16 protein-coding genes are annotated in these 13,942 nt (G+C 45.8%); 12 read left to right on the forward strand and 4 right to left on the reverse strand.

The window, feature by feature from the left end; genetic code table 11:
* Positions 1–59 precede the first annotated feature (59 nt).
* Complete coding sequence (gene guaA, locus BCF55_RS06855; protein ID WP_121011917.1) at positions 60–1,592, forward strand: glutamine-hydrolyzing GMP synthase; 1,533 nt, start codon at positions 60–62, stop codon at positions 1,590–1,592.
* Here the strand turns inward: guaA and BCF55_RS06860 are convergent, their stop codons facing one another.
* Positions 1,593–2,156, reverse strand: a complete 564-nt coding sequence (locus BCF55_RS06860; protein WP_121011920.1) for a LysM peptidoglycan-binding domain-containing protein — start codon at positions 2,154–2,156, stop codon at positions 1,593–1,595.
* A 12-nt stretch (positions 2,157–2,168) separates the two neighbouring features.
* Complete coding sequence (locus tag BCF55_RS06865) at positions 2,169–2,429, reverse strand: hypothetical protein (RefSeq protein ID WP_121011923.1); 261 nt, start codon at positions 2,427–2,429, stop codon at positions 2,169–2,171.
* Between the two features lie 51 nt (positions 2,430–2,480).
* Here BCF55_RS06865 and carB point away from each other — a divergent pair, with 51 nt between their 5' ends.
* The 11 genes from carB (at position 2,481) to upp (ending at position 12,121) form a co-directional block, all read left to right on the forward strand.
* The gene (gene carB / locus BCF55_RS06870; RefSeq protein WP_121011926.1) at positions 2,481–4,151 is read left to right on the forward strand and encodes a carbamoyl-phosphate synthase large subunit; all 1,671 of its coding nucleotides are present in this window, start codon (positions 2,481–2,483) and stop codon (positions 4,149–4,151) included.
* Between the two features lie 110 nt (positions 4,152–4,261).
* Positions 4,262–4,747: an SCP2 sterol-binding domain-containing protein gene (locus BCF55_RS06875; RefSeq protein WP_121011928.1), complete on the forward strand. Its 486-nt coding sequence runs from the start codon at positions 4,262–4,264 to the stop codon at positions 4,745–4,747.
* On the forward strand, positions 4,738–4,938 hold the full coding sequence (locus BCF55_RS06880; RefSeq protein WP_121011930.1) for a MoaD/ThiS family protein: 201 nt from the start codon (positions 4,738–4,740) through the stop codon (positions 4,936–4,938). Before BCF55_RS06875 ends, BCF55_RS06880 begins: the two co-directional genes overlap by 10 nt.
* Positions 4,916–6,031 carry a rod shape-determining protein RodA gene (gene rodA, locus BCF55_RS06885; RefSeq protein WP_121011932.1) on the forward strand — a complete coding sequence of 372 codons (1,116 nt, stop codon included), beginning with the start codon at positions 4,916–4,918 and terminating at the stop codon, positions 6,029–6,031. Before BCF55_RS06880 ends, rodA begins: the two co-directional genes overlap by 23 nt.
* On the forward strand, positions 6,031–7,155 hold the full coding sequence (gene hemW / locus BCF55_RS06890; RefSeq protein ID WP_121011934.1) for a radical SAM family heme chaperone HemW: 1,125 nt from the start codon (positions 6,031–6,033) through the stop codon (positions 7,153–7,155). The genes rodA and hemW overlap by 1 nt, the downstream gene beginning before the upstream one ends.
* Positions 7,148–8,149: a ketol-acid reductoisomerase gene (gene ilvC, locus BCF55_RS06895; RefSeq protein WP_121011936.1), complete on the forward strand. Its 1,002-nt coding sequence runs from the start codon at positions 7,148–7,150 to the stop codon at positions 8,147–8,149. The genes hemW and ilvC overlap by 8 nt, the downstream gene beginning before the upstream one ends.
* Positions 8,146–8,769, forward strand: coding sequence for a CDP-alcohol phosphatidyltransferase family protein (locus BCF55_RS06900; RefSeq protein ID WP_121011937.1), 624 nt, complete (start codon positions 8,146–8,148; stop codon positions 8,767–8,769). The genes ilvC and BCF55_RS06900 overlap by 4 nt, the downstream gene beginning before the upstream one ends.
* Positions 8,769–9,437 (forward strand): dihydrofolate reductase family protein, encoded by a 669-nt coding sequence (locus tag BCF55_RS06905; protein ID WP_121011939.1) that lies wholly within the window; start codon positions 8,769–8,771, stop codon positions 9,435–9,437. Before BCF55_RS06900 ends, BCF55_RS06905 begins: the two co-directional genes overlap by 1 nt.
* Positions 9,438–9,440: 3 nt before the next feature.
* Positions 9,441–10,298, forward strand: coding sequence for a type II secretion system minor pseudopilin (locus BCF55_RS06910; protein WP_121011941.1), 858 nt, complete (start codon positions 9,441–9,443; stop codon positions 10,296–10,298).
* Positions 10,298–11,491 (forward strand): type II secretion system F family protein, encoded by a 1,194-nt coding sequence (locus BCF55_RS06915; RefSeq protein ID WP_121011943.1) that lies wholly within the window; start codon positions 10,298–10,300, stop codon positions 11,489–11,491. Before BCF55_RS06910 ends, BCF55_RS06915 begins: the two co-directional genes overlap by 1 nt.
* A gap of 15 nt (positions 11,492–11,506) precedes the next feature.
* Positions 11,507–12,121 carry a uracil phosphoribosyltransferase gene (gene upp, locus BCF55_RS06920; protein WP_121011945.1) on the forward strand — a complete coding sequence of 205 codons (615 nt, stop codon included), beginning with the start codon at positions 11,507–11,509 and terminating at the stop codon, positions 12,119–12,121.
* Here upp and BCF55_RS06925 read toward each other — a convergent pair.
* Together BCF55_RS06925 and BCF55_RS06930 are read right to left on the reverse strand one after the other, a co-directional pair.
* Positions 12,118–12,825: a hypothetical protein gene (locus BCF55_RS06925; RefSeq protein WP_121011947.1), complete on the reverse strand. Its 708-nt coding sequence runs from the start codon at positions 12,823–12,825 to the stop codon at positions 12,118–12,120. The two genes, upp and BCF55_RS06925, sit on opposite strands and share 4 nt — an antisense overlap.
* A gap of 7 nt (positions 12,826–12,832) precedes the next feature.
* A complete protein-coding gene (locus BCF55_RS06930) occupies positions 12,833–13,942 on the reverse strand; it encodes a cysteine desulfurase family protein (protein WP_121011949.1) in 1,110 nt (369 codons plus the stop codon).

The raw sequence follows: 13,942 nt of genomic DNA on the forward strand, positions 1-13,942 counted from the left end.
CTTAATTTTATAACAATACCCTTGTAGCGGTTGATAGGTAATTCAATTAAAATATTTCCATGAAGAGAAGACCAATACTGGTAGTGAACTTTGGCTCCCAATACGTTCAGCTTATAGCAAGGAGAGTCAGAGAGCTGGGAATTTACAGCGAGATAGTCCACTGGGATACACCTATAGATGAACTTAAAGAAAAGGAACCTTACGGGCTTATATTTTCTGGAGGTCCCGCCTCAGTATACGCCAAAGATGCACCTCTACCTCCCAAGGATATATACGAGCTTGGAGTCCCCATACTTGGTATATGTTACGGACTTCAAGTTATAGCTCACCAACTTGGAGGAAAGGTTGAAAAGTCTGACCATCAAGAGTACGGAAGGGCACGGCTTAAAGTAGTTAAGAGGGATAAGATATTTGAAGGTATCCCCGATGAGTTTGATGTATGGATGAGCCATGCAGATAAGGTTGCACAGCTCCCAGATGGTTTTGAAACCTTGGCAGTATCTGACAACTCCCCTCATGCGGTTATAGCCTCAAGGGAGAGAAAAATATATGGTTTTCAGTTCCACCCAGAGGTGGTCCATACGGTTTACGGTAGGGAATTGCTTTCTAACTTCGTTTACGGGGTGTGTGGAGCCGAAAGAAACTGGGAGATGGGGGACTTCATTTCAGAGAAGATTGAAGAGATAAGGAATATAGTTGGAAACGCTCAGGTGATAGCAGCTTTATCTGGGGGTGTTGACTCAACTGTGGCTTCCCTTTTGGTCCATAGGGCTATAGGTGATAGGCTCCATTGCTTCTTCATAGACCACGGGCTCCTCAGATTGGGAGAGAGGGAAGAGGTTGAAAACAACCTCAGAGCCCTCGGGCTACCTTTGAAGGTTGTTGATGCAAGCGAGCTGTTCCTTGAACGTCTCAAAGGTGTTGAAGACCCAGAGGAAAAGAGGAAAATCATAGGAAATACATTTATAGAGGTTTTTGAGAGGGAAGCGAAAGGTGTAGAGAGGGCGGAGTTCCTGCTTCAGGGAACTTTATATCCTGATGTGGTTGAAAGTGCGGGGATCAAAGGCTCTGCCAAGATAAAGACCCACCACAATGTAGGAGGGCTCCCACAGAGGATGCACCTTAAGTTAATTGAACCTTTCAGGGAACTCTTCAAAGACGAAGTAAGGGAGATAGGAAAGCTGCTGGGTATTCCGAAGGAAATCCTTGGAAGACATCCATTCCCTGGACCGGGTCTCGCCATAAGAATCATAGGTGAGGTGAACAGGGAAGATTTAGAGATACTCAAAAAGGCAGACAGGATATTTATTGAAGAGCTAAAGAAGAACGGTTTTTATGACAGGATATGGCAGGCTTTTGCGGTGCTACTGCCCATCCGCTCTGTGGGAGTTATGGGTGATGTAAGAACCTATGAAAAGGTGATAGCTCTTAGGGCTGTTGAGAGCACAGACGGAATGACCGCAGACTGGTACAGGTTCCCCTACGATTTCCTTGACCATGTGATGCGAAGAATAATTAACGAGGTTCGGGGGGTAGGAAGGGTTGTTTACGACGTATCTTCCAAACCCCCCTCTACGATAGAGTGGGAGTAATCATTTAGGAGGACACTTGGGTGTCTTCGGTCTGTTTTTAAATCTGAGGTCCCACTCTATAGCCTCCTTGACGGCTTCTCTCTTCTCCTCCTCGCTCAATTCCGTTTTGTACTTTAGAACCCAACCCTGAGCTAAAATCCAGGGATCACTTCCTATCTTGTCCCTGTTCAGGTTATATATGGAAGGCCAGTAAAGGGTATTCCCGTATACCCTCTCCGATATATCCCACAGGGTATCACACCATCCAACGGTAACCTCTCCGTACTCAGCCTGGGCTGGTGCTACCTCTTCAGGGGGAGGTGGAGGTGGTGGCGGTGTGTGGGCTTGTTTATCCGCCGCGTGGGCTTCCAGCTTTTCCTTTGCGGATTCAAGTAGTCTCTTAGCGTCACTCAAGAGGTTTCTGCTCTCTTTAAGGTTGTTTTTAGCCTGAGCCACATTCTCCTTGGGTTCTTGGGCTTCCTTTTCAACCTCCTCAAGGGCAGACTTCGTTGCACAGGATTGGTTTACCACAAAGGCTGCGGAAAGCCCGAGAACAGGAAGAAGGGCAATTATCTCTCTTCTCATACCTTCTCCTCCTTACTGCTGAAGACCCGGATGTAGAGTCTTGTCGCTCATATGCTCTTCTATCTTCCTGCTGAGCTCTTCGGCAGCATTTTTGGTTTCCTGAGCTTCCTTCTTAACTTCTTCTGTTTCCTTCTTGACCTGTTGGGTTTCCTCTTTAAGAGCCTCTACCTCCTTCTTTAAAGCTTCTACCTCGGACTTGCTGGCACAGGATGAACCAAAGAGAACCAGCCCTGTCACTCCGATAACTGGGAGTATAGCTTTAATCTTTTTCATACTTGTTCCCTCCTATGTTTAGTTGTATCGTCTACTATAATATCATTTTTAATGCCCAAAAGAGAAGACTTGAAGAAGGTACTTATCATCGGCTCAGGTCCAATCGTTATAGGTCAAGCTGCCGAGTTTGATTACTCAGGAAGCCAAGCCTGCAAAGCCCTGAGGCAAGAAGGTTATGAGGTTATACTTGTAAACTCAAACCCTGCTACCATAATGACAGACCCAGAGGTGGCAGACAGAACTTACGTTGAACCCCTTGAGTTAGAAGTGATTGAGGAGATAATAAAGAAAGAGAGACCCGATGCACTCCTACCAACCCTTGGTGGACAGACGGCTCTTAACCTTTCCGTAAAGCTGTATGAGGAGAAAGTTCTTGAGAGTTACGGAGTTGAACTGATAGGAGCAAGCTATGAAGCCATAAAGAAAGGGGAGGACAGGGAGCTCTTCCGGGAAGCTATGAGAAATATAGGGCTTAAAGTTCCAGAGAGCGCTGTTGTTTCTTCAGAGGAGGAGGGTTTAAAAGCTGTAGAGAGTATAGGTTTTCCCGTTATACTGAGGCCTGCCTTTACCCTGGGTGGAACGGGAGGTTCCATAGCTTACAACGTAGAGGAGTTTAAGCAGAAGTTAGCCGTGGCTTTAAAGACTTCTCCCATACATCAAGTTCTTTTGGACAAGTCCCTTATAGGCTGGAAAGAATTTGAGTTTGAAGTCATAAGGGATAAGGCAGATAACGTGATAATAGTTTGCTCCATTGAGAACTTTGACCCCATGGGTGTACACACGGGAGATTCTATCACGGTCGCTCCAGCTCAGACCTTGACAGACAAGGAGTACCAGATTCTAAGGGACGCCTCCATAGCCGTCATAAGGGAAATAGGAGTTGATACGGGGGGCTCAAATATACAGTTTGCAGTAAGCCCCGAGAACGGTGATTTCTACGTTATAGAGATGAATCCAAGGGTATCAAGGTCATCGGCTTTAGCCTCCAAGGCTACGGGCTTCCCAATAGCCAAGGTTGCGGCGAAGCTCGCCGTAGGTTACACCCTTGATGAATTAAAGAACGATATAACTAAGTTTACTCCAGCTTCCTTTGAGCCTTCCATAGACTACGTGGTGGTCAAGATTCCTCGCTTTGACTTTAGGAAGTTCCCAGAGGTTGACCCAACCTTGACCACCATGATGAAGTCCGTAGGGGAGGTTATGGCGATCGGAAGAACCTTCAAGGAGGCTTTACTCAAGGCTATAAGGAGTCTTGAACTTGACAGGTACGGGCTTGCCTTTCCGAAGATGGAAGTACCAGACCAAGAGCTTGTAAGGAACTTAAGAACCCCTAACGAAAACAGACTGTGGTACATAGCCGAGGCTTTCAGAAGGGGATATCCTCTGGAGGAAATTTACAGCTATACGCGTATAGACCCATGGTTTCTACATAACATAGAGGATATAGTTCTCTTTGAGAGGAGACTCAAAGAAGAGGAGCTTACAGAAAACCTACTCAGGGAAGCAAAAGAGCTTGGATACTCAGACTTGGAGATAGCTCTCTTGCGTGGGGTAGATGAAAAACATATAAGAGAGTTAAGGGATAGGTTTTCTATAAAACCTACCTTCAAGGGGGTTGATACCTGTGCAGGCGAATTCGTAGCCTACACACCCTATTACTACTCCTCCTACGAGGTTCCCTATTACTCTGTGGATGGACAAACCTTCTTAGATGAGGATTAGTGTATTAGCATATTTTTATAACTTTTCCGAATATTAAAAACTCTTATCTTGAAGTCCACCCCAGTGAGGATTTAATAGTATTCCATCAAAGTCATCAGGGAGGTGGAAAAATGAAAAGGGTTTTATTTAGCTTCCTTTTAGCCGGAGGTGTGAGCCTGGCTCAGCCGGTCTTTATGGATGGGGAGTGGGCTAAAGCCTTCTGCGAGGTCTGGAATAACACGCCAGCCTTAGTGAACGAGCTGGGACAGAACGATGCATGGAAAGAGGTTCCTGAGAGGAAGCTGTTCCTTTACAGAAAGGACTGCGGTGACGAGAAGATAGTTCAGCTCACCATAAAGAATGAAAACAACCAGGCTATGTGTGTCTATGGTGGTCCTAAGAAGGACGATATCACTGATAATGACTTCCTTATGTACGCGGACACGGAAAGGTGGCTTGAAATGGGCAGGAAGGAGTATGGACCAATGAGGGCTATGATGTTTGGGAGACTTAAGTTCAGAGGACCAAAATTTGTAGCGATGAAAAATATGGGACCCTTTGAGTCTTTTCTGGACGCCGTAGATGAGGTAAAATCTGATACGAACAAATGTCCATAAAGGTTCTGTATAGAGGTAAGGAGATAGAGCTACCCGAAAATAAGCTGAAAGCTAAGGAACTTCTGAGGAGATTGGGGCTCTCGCCCCTCTCTTCCCTTGTAATTAAGAACAACGAAGTTATATCCGAGGATGACTACGTTGAAGAGGGAGATAATATTAGAGTTATAAATGCGATTTCTGGGGGAGTTTAGGGGCTTAGACTGGGTTCTCTTGTTACTGCTCGCGGGCATACAGCTCTTTGGTATTGTAGGTGTGCTCAGCGCCTCTTACAGCGAAGGTATGCCGATTCTATTCAAAAAACACCTGTTGTACGTAGCCTTGAGCTGGTTGATAATCTTTCTGCTATCAAGAGAAAAATTCAGAAATATACTTGACCTTTCACTGTACATATACCTCTTCAATCTCTTTCTTTTGGTTTTGGTACTTATTATGGGTAGAGAAGTTTACGGTGCAAAGAGGTGGTTAAACCTTGGGTTCATAAACATACAACCTTCTGAGTTTATGAAACTCTCCCTTATACTCCTGACGGCTTACGTTCTACCTCACATAAGGAGGTTAAGGGACAGGAAGGTTCTTCTCCTGGTTTTTGTATTCTCAATACCTGCAGTTGTTACCCTCAAACAACCCGACCTTGGGACTGCAGCAACGTACTTTGTTCCTTTAATGGTGATGCTATTTGTCAAAGGTGTCCGAATCAGATACTTTATCCTCGCAGGTCTAACCCTACTGATAACGTCCCCTCTTATATGGAATCTTCTTAAAGACTACCAGAAGAAGAGAATCCTTGCGGTTATTGATCCTTACAGCGATTACCTTGGAAGTGGCTATCAGCTCATACAGTCGGTTATAGCGATAGGCTCAGGTGGTATAACGGGTAAGGGAGTTTTAAAAGGTACCCAATCCCAGCTGATGTTTCTACCTGAAGCCCATACAGACTTTATCTTCTCAGTTATAGGAGAGGAACTCGGCTTTATGGGAACATCTCTCTTTGTCCTTCTTGTATTCTTTTTCCTCCTAAGGATATTCAGCTATCTCAGAATAGCTATTACCAGCTCAGAAGTGCTGTTCATAGCAGGAGTTTTCTCTCTGTTTTTCTTTCAGTACTCGGTCAATATCCTTATGACCCTTGGACTGTTCCCTGTAGTGGGAATACCGCTACCTTTTGTGAGCTTTGGGGGCAGTTCAATGCTTACCTTCAGCATTATGATAGGTATACTTATGAGTATATATCGCGAGCTGACGGGTGTCGTACCCGTTCTCGCCAAAGAAGTAAATTATGAGTAATGGTGAAAGGAATTTATATTCACATACCCTTCTGCTCTTACAAGTGTCCCTATTGTGATTTTACGTCCGTAGTAAGCTATCCCCTGAAGCATGAAGATTACATAAAACTCCTTATAAGGGAGGCAAAGCTGTACGGTGATGTCAGTGCGAAGATAGAGAGCGTTTACTTTGGTGGAGGAACCCCAACCCTTTTACCTCCCTACCTGTTGGGCAAGCTCCTTGAAGAGTTAGACAGGCTCTTCAACCTATCTGGAGTTCTGGAGATAACGGTTGAATGTAACCCTGAAACTTACCGATACAATGAGTTTAAAGAACTGCTCAGTGCAGGTGTAAACAGGTTGAGCATAGGCGTTCAGAGTTTTACCGAAAAGGGTCTCAGGATACTGAGCAGAGAGCATAGTGTTGAAGAATCTATTAGGGCTTACATGGACGCCAGAGAAGCAGGTTTTGAAAACGTAAACCTTGACCTTATATTTGCCTTCCCGGAGCAAAAGCCAGAGGATATCAGCACAGAGCTCAATTGGATTGGCAGCTTGAAGCCAGATCACGTATCAGCGTATATGCTTACACCTTACGGGGGTACACCGATGGGTAATAAGATACTGGGAGGAGAAATGCAAACTCCAGAAGAGGAAACCCTTGAGGATATATATACAAGGCTGTGGAAAGGACTAAAGGAGCTGGGTTACGGAAGATACGAGATATCCAACTGGGCTAAGGAGGGAAAGGAGTGCAGGCACAACCTGCTGTACTGGACGATGGAAGAGTTTCTTGGACTCGGTGTTTCCGCCTGGGGTTTCTTAGAAAAGAAACGCTATGGAAACAGCAAGAACATAGGAAGCTATATAAAGGCAGTTTCCGAGCTCAAAAGACCTGTGCAGAGCGAAATAGGGCTGAGTGAAAAAGAGCTCTATGAAGAAGAGCTCATGCTTAAACTCAGGCTCAAGTGGGGTTTAAGGGAAGAGGAGTTAACTTTGGTTCCAGAGCATTTAAGGGGGTTTTTTGAAGTAAGAGAAGGGAAGGTGGGCATAAGGGAAGAGTTTATGCTCTTGACTAACGAATTAATAACGGATGTCCTGTTATATAATTCTGATAGAAACATAACGGAGGTAAGGAATGGCTAAGATATACTACGACAGCGACGCTTCCCTTGAACCTATCAAGGGAAAGAAGGTAGCCATACTTGGTTACGGCTCTCAAGGCCACGCTCACGCCTTAAATCTTAAGGACAGCGGAGTGGACGTTGTTATAGGCCTTCATGAAAAGAGCAGGTCCAGGGAAAAGGCAAAGAAGGACGGCTTTGAAGTTCTGACACCCTCCGAAGCTTCCAAGGTAGCGGACATAATAATGTTTCTTGTTCCAGATACGGTTCAACCTGACCTTTACAGAGAGTGTGTTGAACCCAACCTTAACCCTAAGAAAACCCTCGCCTTCGCCCACGGGTTTAATATTCACTTTAAGCAGATAGTTCCTCCCCCGGATGTAGATGTCTTTATGGTTGCCCCAAAGGGTCCAGGACATCTGGTCAGATGGATGTATGAGGAAGGAAAGGGGGTTCCGGCACTTGTAGCCATATACCAGGACGCCACCGGAGGCTGTTTGGATAAAGCCCTTGCTTACGCCAAGGGGCTCGGTGCCACAAGGGCTGGGGTTATAGAAACCTCCTTCAAGGAGGAAACGGAGACAGACCTATTCGGAGAACAATCGGTGCTGTGTGGAGGGGTGACAGCCCTTATAAAGGCTGGTTTTGAAACCCTTACTGAAGCCGGGTATCAACCGGAAGTGGCTTACTTTGAGTGTCTCCACGAGCTAAAGCTCATTGTTGACCTTATATACCAGTACGGAATAGCCGGTATGAGATACTCAATCTCTGACACCGCAAAGTACGGAGACGTTACCCGTGGTGAGAGAATATACGAAGCCGTTAAACCCTTGATGAAGGATATACTTACAGAAATTCAGAAGGGTGAGTTTGCAAGGGAATGGGTCCTTGAGAACAAAGCGGGAAGACCTGTTTACCACGCCCTCCTTGAAAGAGACAGGGAACACCTGATAGAGAAAGTGGGAGAAGAGCTTAGAAAGATGATGCCCTGGATTACGGGGAAGGAGCTTAAATGAACCTCACCAGCAAGAGAGAAAATCTTAAGAAACTTTACGTTCCTCTGGGGCTTGCGATCGCAAGGACGGGAATACACCCCAACCTTATAACTCTGATCTCCCTGTTCCTTGGCACAGTCTCCGCCTACTTCTTCTACAACGAAAAGGTCCTCACGGCTGTGAGCTTTCTGATTCTTTCCGGACTCTTTGACCTCATAGACGGAGTTGTAGCCCGTGAGACGGAGAGAACTTCCAAGTTTGGGGAGGTCTTTGACTGGGTTGCAGACAAATGGGTGGACGGTTTCGTGCTGGGTGCGGTAGGCTTTGCCTTTGCCTCTCCCTTTGTTGCTACAACTGCCGTTGTGGTCTCCATGCTTCACTCCTTTATAAAGCCTGTAGCCTATGCAGAGATCGGATATTCAGAGAGGGTGAGGGGTAAGATAAAAGACCCTCTTGAAGGTATAGGTTTCTTTGGAAGGCCTGAAACACACCTTACCCTTATAACCTTTGCACTGCTGGAACGTGCTCATTTCCCCCTGGGACTTAACTTTGGAATCAAGCTTGTAGCTCTTTTAACCCTAATATCCTTGCTGGTCAGGATAATTTACCTTTACAAACACTACGGTAAGGAGTACGAATAATGGAAAAGAGACCGTACGTAATAATTGTTTCAGAGGTGAGTATAGATGGGAAGCTTACCCTTTACAGGGGAGCTTCATCTAAAGAGCTTATGAGCCTCATGGATGAGGAGGCTTATCGTTATCTCCACGAGATCAGGGCGAAGGTTGACGGGATAATGGTCGGCTGCGAGACCGTAAGGACTGATAACCCAAGCCTTACAGTAAGGTACGTGAAGGGGAAGAACCCAACAAGGATAATACCCTGCTCAACGGCAAACGTCCCCCTTGATGCAAACGTTCTGAACACCGAAGAAGCACCAACCATAATAGCAACTACAGAAAGGGCTCCCAAGGACAGAATTGAGAAGATAAAGGAAAAAGGAGCCCAGATAATCTTTGCAGGGGACGAGCTTGTAGATTTTGACCAGCTCTTACCAAAGCTCTACGACATGGGTATAAAAACCCTTATGGTTGAAGGCGGTGCCTCCATAAACTGGGAGTTTGTGAAGAGGAAAAAGGTTGATGAGATAAGGCTTATACACCTACCTGTCATAGTAGGTGGAGAAAACGTTCCAACCCTTGTAGGAGGAGAGGGCTTTAAAAAACTTAAGGATATCCTTCATCTCAGGCTCAGGTCTCACTTTAAAAGGGGAAATCAACTCATAACCGAGTGGGAAGTGGCCAGGTAAAAGTTGGTAATAGTCTTCGTGCTATCCTTCTTCCTCCTGCTTTCAGGATACGTGGTTAGCACCCTCCAATCCACGAGTTCAACAATCAATATAGTTGAAAAGGTTTACAAAAAGCAGCAGTCCTACCATGCTCTCCTATCCCTACTTCCCTACATAATTCAGAGTTTGAAAAGTGAGGATGCCAGTTACGATGCCCTCTCCGACCCATGGGCGATGCCCTTTGCGGTTCAAACCGAGAAAGGTAGCCTTGAGGTTGTAATATACGACGAGGACAGGTTCTTAAACCTCAACAAAGTGGGAGAAGACCCCCTGTACAGAGAAGTCTTTGAGAGACTCCTCAACCTCTTAGGGGTAAGTCAGGGTTACACCGATAGACTCTTAGCGTGGATAGGGAAAGAGCCTAAGAACTTTGAAAGCGAGTATCCTTTAAAGAGAGCTCCGATGGATTCCCCCGAGGAGCTTGAATTCCTGGGTATGAAAAGGGATGAGCTGTACGGAAAAACTGAGGGGGACATAAGTTATCCAGGAGTCCTTAGCCTGGTGACCACGTACTCCTCAGGAAAGATAAACGTGAATACGGCACCAAAGTATATCCTAATGGCTCTTGACCCGGGGATAGATTCCAGTTTGGCAGATAGAATTATTGAGTACAGGGCTAAAAAGCCCTTTAAAAGCATCAACGACCTTGTTCTTGTGGAAGGTATGAGTTTTGATATCCTTTACAGAATTCAAAAGGTGATAGACGTTAAGAGCTCCTTCTTCAGGTTAAAGGAGACGGTTAAAACAGGGGATGTTGAAACCACCCTTGAAGTGGTCTACGATAGAAGTAAAAATGAGATAGTCTACAAGAGGCTCTATTGATGGCTGAGTACATATACGAAGGCATAAAAGAGGGAAAGCGGATCAAAGGCAAGGTTGAAGCGAGCACAAGAAGAGAAGCCTTAAGCAGACTTAAAGGGGAAGGTGTACTTCCCACCTCAGTAGAGCCTGTATCACAGAAGACACCCCTGTGGAAGAGGGAGTTCCATCTCGGTAAACCCTCGGAGGAAGAGCTGTCCTTTATCCTCCTACAACTTTCCATACTTATTGAATCAGGCATACCTCTCTCCAAAGCGCTTGAACTTGTATCCTCCCAGACAAATGACAGTAGGATAACCAGTGCCCTGCTTGATATCAAAAGCAGCGTTGAGCGTGGAGAAAACCTCTCTTCAGCTTTCAGGAAGAGCGGCATATTTCCTGAGTTCCTCTCAGAGATGCTAACAGCGGCGGAAACAGGGGAAAACCTGGAGAAAGTCTTTGAGGTAGCAGGTAAACATCTTGAAACGGTAGCCGAAATGAAGTCCAGGATAGTAAGTGCCATAACCTACCCCTCCGTGGTTATAGGTTTCAGTATCTTTGCCCTCTTCATAGCCATAAAATTTGTTGTCCCACGGATAGCAAAAGTTCTTGAAGGCTTCGGTAAGGAACTTCCTCTGGTAACGAAGGTTGTTATTCTCTTCTCAGACCTGTTGACCTATGTTCTTTACCTCTCCCCGTTGATATTACTGGGGTTCCTCTACAGAGAGAAGCTTATCGGAAAGGGTAGGATAGACAGGCTTGTCCTAAAAGTCCCAGTGGTAGGAAGGGTTGGTTTTTACTTTAACCTGTCAAGGTTCGCTTACACCCTTTACATGACCCTCCTCTCCTCAGTCCCCATAACAAACGCTTTCAGGATAGCCACAGGAAGTGTATCAAACACCTACATAAGGAGCAGACTGGAGGTCCTATCTCAGGAGATAGACAGGGGGCAGAGTCTTTCTTGGGTGTTGAAAAAGACAGGGCTTTTCCCCCCTCTCTTTATAAACCTTGTAGAAACAGGGGAAAGCAGTGGGGAGCTTGAAAGAATGCTACGTCTTGTTTCAGAGCTTTACCAGAAGGAAGCCCTCAGACTTATAAACCTCTGGGTTAGACTCATTGAACCGATATCAATCTTGCTGATAGGAGTGATAGTTGGTGTGATAGTTGTGAGCGTTCTCCTGCCTTTAACAGAGATAACTTCAGGCATAAAGAGGTAGTAAAATTTAATTACCTTGGTAAGGGAGCTAAAACATCCAATACTACTCCACAAGCTCAACAGGATGAGAGACCTATCAACCCACCGTGAAGTGTTTAGGAAGCTTCTTGAGGAGTTAGCCACCCTTATGGTTTACGAGGCTCTTGCAGACCTAAAGACCCATGCCAGGGAGATAGAGATATGGACGGGGAGAAGGGAGTTTTCCTTCGTAAACGAAGAAGAAGTCGTATTTATCCCTATACTGAGGGCTGGAGTTCCTATGCTTGAAGGGGCGCTGAAGGTGTTGCCTAACGCCAGCTCAGGCTTTTTAGGTATAAAGAGGGACGAGGAGACTTTAGAGTCAAAGATATACTACTCAAGGCTTCCCAAGCTTAAGGGGAGAATAGCGGTTATCCTTGATCCGATGCTCGCAACAGGAGGGACACTTTTGAAAGCCCTTGAGGAGGTTGCTAAAGGCTATCCTTTAAAAACACTGAGCATTCACATAGTATGTTCACCGGAGGGCATTGAAAGGGTCTGCAAGGAGAACGTCCAACATGAGCTCTTTACGGTTAGTGTAGATGAAGGACTTAACGATAAAGGATACATAATACCCGGGCTTGGGGATGTAGGGGATAGGCTTTTCTCCTAAAAGTAGGATATGAGCCTTAGGGATAGGGTTTGCTTCTCGGATTCGGGCTGGAGTACGTAGCCGCTACCGTAAGGCTCGGGTTCCGAACGTTTAAATTTAACATAGGAGTAAACCAGCTCAACTCCGTAAGACGCTCCTTTCATACCAACCCCCAGTTCATAGGCAGGTCCCATCTTGGGTCTGAGTTCGGGAATTCCCTCAAGGGAAGCTTGCATGCGGGCATCCCTGAGCATGAGCCTGTAGGTACCAAAGGCGTACAGTTCCCCAGAGGAAACCTTTAATCCCAAATCTAACGAATCAAAAAACCATCTCTCCGAGTAGCCGACCGCCTCAGAGGTAGATTCTATATCCCTGACCCACAGGTCAAAGTGGTAAAGTGCCTCTCCTCTAAACCTGATAACCTTTCCCGTCTCAAACCACATCCCACCCGCCAATGATGTCCCAATGTAGTTGGTGTCAGTCTGGACGGGGTCTCCAACCTGAGTCTGACCGTCATAGTCCACCGTCCCTCCGTAAAGTTCCGCTTTTCCCGTAAAGTAGCCCACATCTCCTCTCAAACCAAGACCCAGCAGGAAACCAGATTCCTCCAGGAGCTTTCCTCCTGCAGGACTGAACTCTTTCCAGAGGAAATACTGGGGGTAAAGGTACACCTCAAGTGAGAAGGCAAACTTAAACAGAAGTAGAGAAGCGGCTATCTTTCTCACAGAGCTATTATAAGACCTTTAAAATTCTGTCCACCGCTTCTGAGACTTCCTCCTCCCCGTTTAAGAGTCCAAAGGAAAAACGCACCATACGGGTTGCCTCCTCCTGGGAGAACCCCATCTTTATAAGGTGTTCATTAGGAATGACTTCTCCAGAAGAGCAGGCTGACCCAGAAGAGCAAAACAGGTCTCTCTCAGACAAACCATTCACTATATCCCGGCTGTTTCCTCTGGGAAATATCACGGCTGATATTGAAGGGCTTCTCCTGGAATACTTACCGACAATCTTTACGTCAGGAATTTTTTCCAGAAGCAGGCTTTCAAAAGAGTCTCTCAGTTTCTCAACTTTACTTATGTTCTCATCAAGGTTTTCGTATATAAGTTCTAAAGCTTTTGCCATGGCAAGTATACCGGGTAAGTTCTGGGTTCCACTCCTGAGTCCTCCCTCCTGACCTCCGCCCAACAGGAGTGGTTTTAGAACACTTCCCTCCCTAACAAACATAAAACCTACACCTTTGGGGGCGTGGAACTTGTGGGCGGAAAAGGTAGCGTAATTAACCCCTTGAAGGGAGAAGTTGACCTTGCCCAAAGCCTGAACAGCATCAGTATGGAAAGGTACACCTCTCTCCATGCAAAGTTTTGATATCTCATGTATGGGCTGGATAGTTCCGAACTCGTTGCTAACGCTCATCACAGAAACAAGTAAAGTATCTTCGTCAATTAAAGTTTGTAAAGCTTCAAGCTCAACAATTCCATCTGTTCCGACTATAGCTTCCCGAAGCTCTATACCCTCCTTTTCAAGCTCTCTGGCTACCGCCTTAACAGATTTGTGCTCTATGGAGGAAATGACTATATTCCCCCTTCTTTTCAGATAAAGCACATTTCTCAGAACCGTGTTGTTCCCCTCGGTAGCACAAGAGTTAAAAACTATCTCTGACGGTAATACGTTCAAGAAGCTCGCTATGTTCTCTCTGGCAAGTTCAAGGAGCTCTCTGGCTTCCTCCCCTATCCTATGAGAGCTTGAAGGATTTCCATAAAGTTCAAGGGCACGACACATAAAATCCTTTACTTCCGGAAGCAAAGGCGTCGTTGCTGCGTTATCTAGGTATATCCTCTTCAT

The sequence above is a fragment of the Hydrogenivirga caldilitoris genome, from assembly GCF_003664005.1.
Classification (GTDB): Bacteria; Aquificota; Aquificia; order Aquificales; family Aquificaceae; genus Hydrogenivirga; species Hydrogenivirga caldilitoris.